The organism is Methylophaga sp. (genome assembly GCF_009711715.1).
Lineage (GTDB): Bacteria > Pseudomonadota > Gammaproteobacteria > Nitrosococcales > Methylophagaceae > Methylophaga.
The window spans coordinates 96,229-102,557 of record NZ_VENF01000016.1 but is presented as its reverse complement, the minus strand read 5'-3'; the positions used below and the strand labels follow the sequence as shown (position 1 = coordinate 102,557).

The 6,329-nt window shown below is 51.4% G+C and carries 7 protein-coding genes; 1 reads left to right on the top strand and 6 read right to left on the bottom strand.

What is annotated here, in order from left to right:
* Positions 1-206 precede the first annotated feature (206 nt).
* From FH755_RS12315 to rpoE, 5 genes are read right to left on the bottom strand one after another with little or no spacing between them, the layout of a single operon-like run.
* The gene (locus tag FH755_RS12315) at positions 207-1,637 is read right to left on the bottom strand and encodes a DegQ family serine endoprotease (protein WP_292441416.1); all 1,431 of its coding nucleotides are present in this window, start codon (positions 1,635-1,637) and stop codon (positions 207-209) included.
* On the bottom strand, positions 1,634-2,059 hold the full coding sequence (locus tag FH755_RS12310; protein WP_292441415.1) for a SoxR reducing system RseC family protein: 426 nt from the start codon (positions 2,057-2,059) through the stop codon (positions 1,634-1,636). The genes FH755_RS12315 and FH755_RS12310 overlap by 4 nt, the downstream gene beginning before the upstream one ends.
* Positions 2,056-3,042 carry a MucB/RseB C-terminal domain-containing protein gene (locus tag FH755_RS12305; protein ID WP_292441414.1) on the bottom strand — a complete coding sequence of 329 codons (987 nt, stop codon included), beginning with the start codon at positions 3,040-3,042 and terminating at the stop codon, positions 2,056-2,058. Before FH755_RS12305 ends, FH755_RS12310 begins: the two co-directional genes overlap by 4 nt.
* A gap of 6 nt (positions 3,043-3,048) precedes the next feature.
* A complete protein-coding gene (locus FH755_RS12300) occupies positions 3,049-3,606 on the bottom strand; it encodes a sigma-E factor negative regulatory protein (RefSeq protein ID WP_292441413.1) in 558 nt (185 codons plus the stop codon).
* On the bottom strand, positions 3,603-4,184 hold the full coding sequence (rpoE, locus tag FH755_RS12295; RefSeq protein WP_292441412.1) for an RNA polymerase sigma factor RpoE: 582 nt from the start codon (positions 4,182-4,184) through the stop codon (positions 3,603-3,605). Before rpoE ends, FH755_RS12300 begins: the two co-directional genes overlap by 4 nt.
* A 130-nt stretch (positions 4,185-4,314) precedes the next feature.
* Here rpoE and nadB point away from each other — a divergent pair, with 130 nt between their 5' ends.
* The gene (nadB, locus tag FH755_RS12290) at positions 4,315-5,928 is read left to right on the top strand and encodes an L-aspartate oxidase (protein WP_292441411.1); all 1,614 of its coding nucleotides are present in this window, start codon (positions 4,315-4,317) and stop codon (positions 5,926-5,928) included.
* Here the strand turns inward: nadB and FH755_RS12285 are convergent.
* Positions 5,897-6,286 (bottom strand): protein YgfX, encoded by a 390-nt coding sequence (locus tag FH755_RS12285; protein ID WP_292441410.1) that lies wholly within the window; start codon positions 6,284-6,286, stop codon positions 5,897-5,899. The genes nadB and FH755_RS12285 overlap by 32 nt on opposite strands.
* Positions 6,287-6,329: the final 43 nt, after the last annotated feature.

Genomic DNA, 6,329 nt, shown 5'->3' with positions numbered 1-6,329 from the left:
GGTCGCTCAGTTTAGTATCGTCTTCAATGATCAGAATGTGTGCTTTTTTACCCAAATTTCATCCCTGTTTCAGACTATTCAAATACGAATGATTCACATTTATGGTAAAAGTTCTGACGGCAAAAATAAACACTTAACTCACGCACAAAAAAAAGCAGCTGAGCGGATAGACCGGTCAGCTGCTTCTGAGCGAGAGAAATGCTTATTTACTTTTCGATTTTCAAGGCCAGGAATTGTGACTGTCCTGAGCGTTGGACCAGCACCGGGATAGGTTTACCCGCCGGCAGTTCCTTCGCTACTTCAACAAACTGATGTGCATCTTTGATTTCAACATTGTTGAGGCTCAGAATCACATCTCCCGGACGAATGCCTGCATTAATTGCGGGGCCTTTTTCGACTTTCATGACCATAACACCGCCTGACTCAACATCCAGTTTTTCACGTTGTTCAGGTCTGATTTCGGCCACTTCCAGTGACAGATTTTGCGCAACAAAACGGCCCGGTTTACTGCCTGTCGCGGCCAGTTCCTCATCCTCAGGCAGTTCTTCAATGGTGACGCCCAGTGTGGTGCGTTTATTGTCACGCATGACGATAACGTCTACTTCTTTACCGACCATGGTGCGGCCAACAATTGGCGGCAGATCAGATGAAGTTTCAACTTCTTTTCCATCAAATTCGAGAATGACATCGCCCGCTTTGAAACCAGCTTCAGCTGCGGGGCTGTCAGAAACAACACGAGATACCAGCGCGCCTTTTGGTTTGTCGAGACCAAAGGACTCGGCCAGTTCACGGGTTACATCCTGAATCACCACACCGAGCCAGCCACGGCTGACATAGCCCTGATCTTTGATTTGTGCGACCACATTCATCACGGTATCAATCGGAATGGCAAACGATACGCCCATAAAGCCACCAGTGCGGCTGTAGATTTGGGAGTTGATGCCAATGACTTCGCCATCAAGATTGAAGAGTGGACCGCCGGAATTACCCGGATTGATCGCCACATCTGTTTGAATGAACGGTACATAACTGTCACTTGGGAGGCTGCGTCCCAGCGCACTGACGATACCGGCAGTGGCAGAGTAATCAAAGCCGAAGGGTGAACCGATAGCCAGTACCCATTCGCCCACCTGCAGCTCATTGGAGTCACCCAGTTTAACCGATTTGAGGCCAGTGGCTTCCACTTTCAGCAGCGCCACATCACTGCGTTCGTCGCTACCCAGGAGCTTGGCTTCCAGTTCAGTGCGATCGCTGAAACGGACGATGATTTCTTCCGCATCCCTGATAACATGATGGTTGGTCAGAATATATCCGTCAGATGACAGTACGAAACCCGAGCCCAGAGATTCGCTTTCTCTCGGTGAAGGCATACCGCCGGGTGGCATGCCTGGCATACCGTCAAAAAATTTCTTGAAGAACTCGTCAATACTCGAGCCCTCAGGAATTTCCATACCCGGTGGCAACATGGAGCTTGCGGTCTGATCCACTTTATTACGGGTACTGATATTAACGACCGCATCGCCGTTTTCAGCTACCAGTTCGGTGAATTCAGGCAAGGCACGAGCTTGCACATTGAAGCTCAGCATCAACCAAGCCGTCAGCATCATCACTGCTGTCCAGGTTTTGGTATATCTCATTGGTATTCCTCTCTTGTTTGAACACGGATGCCGGGATTGTTATCAGTCATCTGGCGTTTGACCCAGAAAAAGCCGGCACACAGTCCTAGTAGACCAGCCGTAATTTGAGCCAGTTCCCCCCCGCCGATCATTCTTGTCAGCATCGCCGCACCAAACAGACCGCTCAATGGCAACAAATACATCAGCATCGCGCCGCTGAGCAAAGCCTGTTCAGGAATAGAAACCATGACCTCTTGACCAACTTTCAAATCCAGGTCGGTGTTGACGGCCAAACGGGAGAAACGCCGGCCAACGTGCTTAGCAAGCAAGCCTGTGCCACAGCCTTTCCTTGCCTGACACTGCCCGCAGGTCGATTGGCGTTCAGCTTCAACCCAGACCAGTTTGCCGTCCCGGCTGATCACCGTGGCTTTTTGTTCAATCATTGCCTGCTGTCCGCAAAGGAAATACTGTTACCGATTTTCTCCACGGTTTGCGCAGGCACTTCACCGACAACAGTGACAAAATGCGCCTGCATGATGGTACCGAAAGCGTTAATGGCACCGACATGAGAGCCGCCGCGCAGATGACTATGACGGGCCCGGATCTTTTCAATGAAGATGGAAACGGAACTCAGACCGTCACTGTAGACACGCTGTTCGACATCAGCCCCATTATTGGCTCTGAGTCGGGTCTGATAGGCAACTTGAGAAAAGCCAGCCGGCAACCAGGCTGGCTGCCAGTTATTCGTTTTACTGTGGCTTGCTGTATCAATTGGTTGTTCCGGCTCACTGCGATGCCAGGTCATTTCCTCACCTGCCATTTGCGACTGGAATTTGTGCTCGGGAATGTGCACATCAGTGTTGATCGAAGAAAAGGTGAAGGTTTCCAGTACATCGCCATCGGTGCCCACCAGCTCCGATTTCAGCAAAAGATAGGTATCCGTATCGACCCAGAGGCGGTATCCGTAGCGATATTGATCCACCGGCGTAATGACCAGTTCATGAGCCTTGCGGCCGGCAATGCGGTCTTTCTCCCCCAGATTGACATCGTAATAAGGCGTGGCCGAATTCAGTCTGCGGGGTAAATCGCTGGGAAAGCCCCGGCCGAGCGGACGCCGACTAACGTTGACCTGCTTACCATCCGGATTGATGCAGGTCACCATGTCATTGCTCCGGATCACCTCGCGGGCAGCACCATTGAGAGAAATCAGACGCTCAAGCTCGCCACGGGCATCGGCACGATGATAGATACGAATAGACTGCATGTTTCTACCGGACTGATAGGCAAAGACGCCTTCATACGTCAGCGTCTTGGCTGCCTCGGTCATGCGTTCCAGCATCTTCAGCGCCTCATCATTATCGGCAGCCGGCACAGCGACCGGCAAACTGAGACTGAGGCCCAGCAGGACGTGAAGCAGAAAACGCATCAGACTTTACTCCTCGCCGTAAGAAACGACACGGGCATAGGAAAACAGGCCGGATGCACCAGCGTACTCGTTGTGATCAACCAGGTAATTATTCAGGCGATCTTCTACTTCCTGCTCGCCCACCGTCCAGCGATTCGGTGACGCAGCCACTGCGGTTTGTGTCTGCACGGCGTCAGCCTGAGCCAGTTCCGGCGTGACTGCTGTTTGTGGCTGATTCAATACACCGACAACAGCCAGTGCGCCGATTGAAGCGGCAGCCGCCAGACCCGCAGTTTGCTTCCAGAACCAGTCCGGCAGCTTCAATACGCTGGCTTTTTTAGTTTCATGCCCGTTTAACTGATGTACCGGTTCATCGGCCAGTGCCGCACTGATACGGGCCGTCAAATCGACAGGTTGGCTGCGATTGGTATACCCCCGTAAAACGTCACTGGAAAGTTGATATCTTTGATAATCTGCCCTGGCATTGTCATTTGTGCTCATCAGCGCCAGCAGCTCGTCCAGCTCCTGCGAGTTCAGTTCACCATCGACAAATGCTGACAGTAATTCATGTTGCTTGGCTGTCATTGTTGTTCCTCTCCACCCATCACTGCTCTGACCTGCTTATCTATTGCCTCTCTGGCGCGAAAGATACGAGATCGTACTGTACCTATAGGACAATCCATTGCCTGCGCAATTTCCTCATAGCTCAGGCCGTCAAACTCCCGCAGTTTGATAGCCGTCGCCGTGTCTTCAGGTAAATCCTGAATCGCATCATGAATTGCCTGCTGCAACTCATCACTCATGAGACTGTTTTCAGGCGTCTCAAATTCCTTCAACTCCGGTGCATCGTAATAAATTGTTGCATCCATGGCATCAACATCGGTCACCGGCGGCCGACGTGACGCGGCTGTCAGGTAGTTTTTAGAGGTATTGATAGCGATGCGATACAGCCATGTATAAAAAGCACTATCCCCCCTGAACCCCGGCAAAGCGCGATATGCCTTGATAAACGCTTCCTGAGCGACATCCATGGCTTCTACCGGGTCATGCACAAATCCGGTAATCACATGGATAATCCGCTGTTGATATTTCATAATCAACAGGTCAAACGCTTTTTTATCCCCTGCCTGTACGCGTCGTACTAGCTCTTGATCTGCATTCATCCTATCTTCCGGCTATTATCGACACGCCAGTGCACGCTTTTAAATTCTGCTTGATTGACCATGTCGATTTAACTTTGTTCCGTATTGTGTGCAAAATAAAATCCAACCTATTGTACCTGTATCGAGCCCTATGACCACAACTGAACATTTTGACATTCTGATAATCGGCAGCGGCACGGCCGGACTGACACTCGCCCTGCACATGGCGGACCAGGCCAGCGTCGCAGTGATTTCGAAAGGGCAACTTGATGAGGGCGCCTCGCTATATGCCCAGGGTGGCATTTCTGTGGTGCTCGACAAGACGGACTCTATTCAGTCTCATATCGACGACACACTGCGCGCCGGTGCTGGCCTTTGTAACGAACAAGCTGTTCGTTATACCGTAGAACATGCCCGCGAAAATATCGAATGGCTGATTGAGCAGGGTGTCTCTTTTACCCGTGATGGTATGACGGCAGAAACCTACCATCTTACCCAGGAAGGCGGTCACAGCCATCGACGGATTATCCACTCGGCTGATGCCACGGGTCGTGAAGTGGAAACCACCCTGTTAGCAAAGGCAAAAGCACATCCCAATATTACGCTGTTTCCCTATCATATCGGTATCGATCTCATCACCAGCAACAAACAACTCAGGCAGTCTCCCAACCGCTCTCTGGGTTGCTATGTACTGGACATAAAAAATGACGAGACCAAAACTTTTCTGGCACCTGTCACGGTGTTGGCGACAGGCGGTGCCGGAAAGGTTTATCTCTACACCAGTAATCCGGATGTCTCCACCGGCGATGGCATCGCTATGGGCTGGCGTGCCGGCTGCCGGGTGGCCAATATGGAATTTGTACAGTTCCATCCCACCTGCCTGTTCCATCCTAAAGCCAAGTCTTTTTTGATCAGCGAGGCGCTGCGTGGTGAAGGCGCCCGCCTGCTTTTAGCCAATGGGGAACGTTTTATGCCTCGCTTCCATCCCCAGGCAGAACTGGCCCCGCGTGATGTCGTTGCCAGAGCGATAGACCATGAGATGAAACGGCTGGGTCATGACTGTGTTTATCTTGATATTTCACATCAGCCGGCGGAGTTTATAAAAAGTCACTTTCCGACGATTTATGAACGCTGTCTGGCCTATGGTATTGATATGACCCGTGAGCCGGTGCCCGTGGTGCCGGCTGCGCACTATACCTGTGGTGGCGTCATGACCGACCTGCATGGCCGAACTGATATTCCCGGTCTGTATGCGATCGGTGAAACCGCTCACACTGGTCTGCACGGTGCCAACCGGATGGCCAGTAACTCATTACTGGAATGCCTGGTCTTCGCCCGTGCGGCGGCAGACGACATCAAGCAGCAGGTACTGAAGCCTGTCACGGCCAATATTCCGCCTTGGGATGCCAGCCAGGTGGAGCCGGCTAAAGAAGCCATATCAATCAGTCATAACTGGGACGAGTTACGTCGTTTCATGTGGGACTATGTCGGTATTGTCCGTTCCACACACCGGCTTAACAAAGCCCGCCAACGGTTAATGCTGCTGAAGCAGGAAATCAGGGACTATTACGCTAAGCACCATATCAGCAGTGACCTGCTGGAGCTGCGTAACCTGGCCGATGTCGCCGAACTCATCATTTCTTCTGCCCTGATGCGAAAAGAGAGTCGCGGTCTGCACTACACACTGGACTATCCGGAAACGGATAACACCAGGCCGCCACAGGAAACCATAATCAATCCCAGGATTCAGGATCACGCAGCCTGACATGAAGCCGACGCCAGTCGTCCGGCTTAACGGCATCTTCAGGAATAAGTACTGATTTACCGAGCAAGCCGCTTAAAGGCTTGAAATAGATTGCAATTACCGGCCCCAGCAGCACACTGCTTGTGAGCTGCATTGGCCCTTGCTGGCTGCCCATTTTATCCGCCATAAACCAGAATCCGTCATCATCAACCCACAAAACCGTGATCTGATTTTGCTGACCGATCCAGCCGTATAAGCGACTGTAGTAAAGCAGACTGACAATGATCAGTAACGAGATAAAAATCTCGAATCCGATGCCTAATCCCGTCAGATTGATCAACAGTAAAGCCGATAAATGTATCAGCAGCAAATAAGCCATAATCAATCTAGAGCGTCCCATCATCAGCTTCATCCCTGAATAC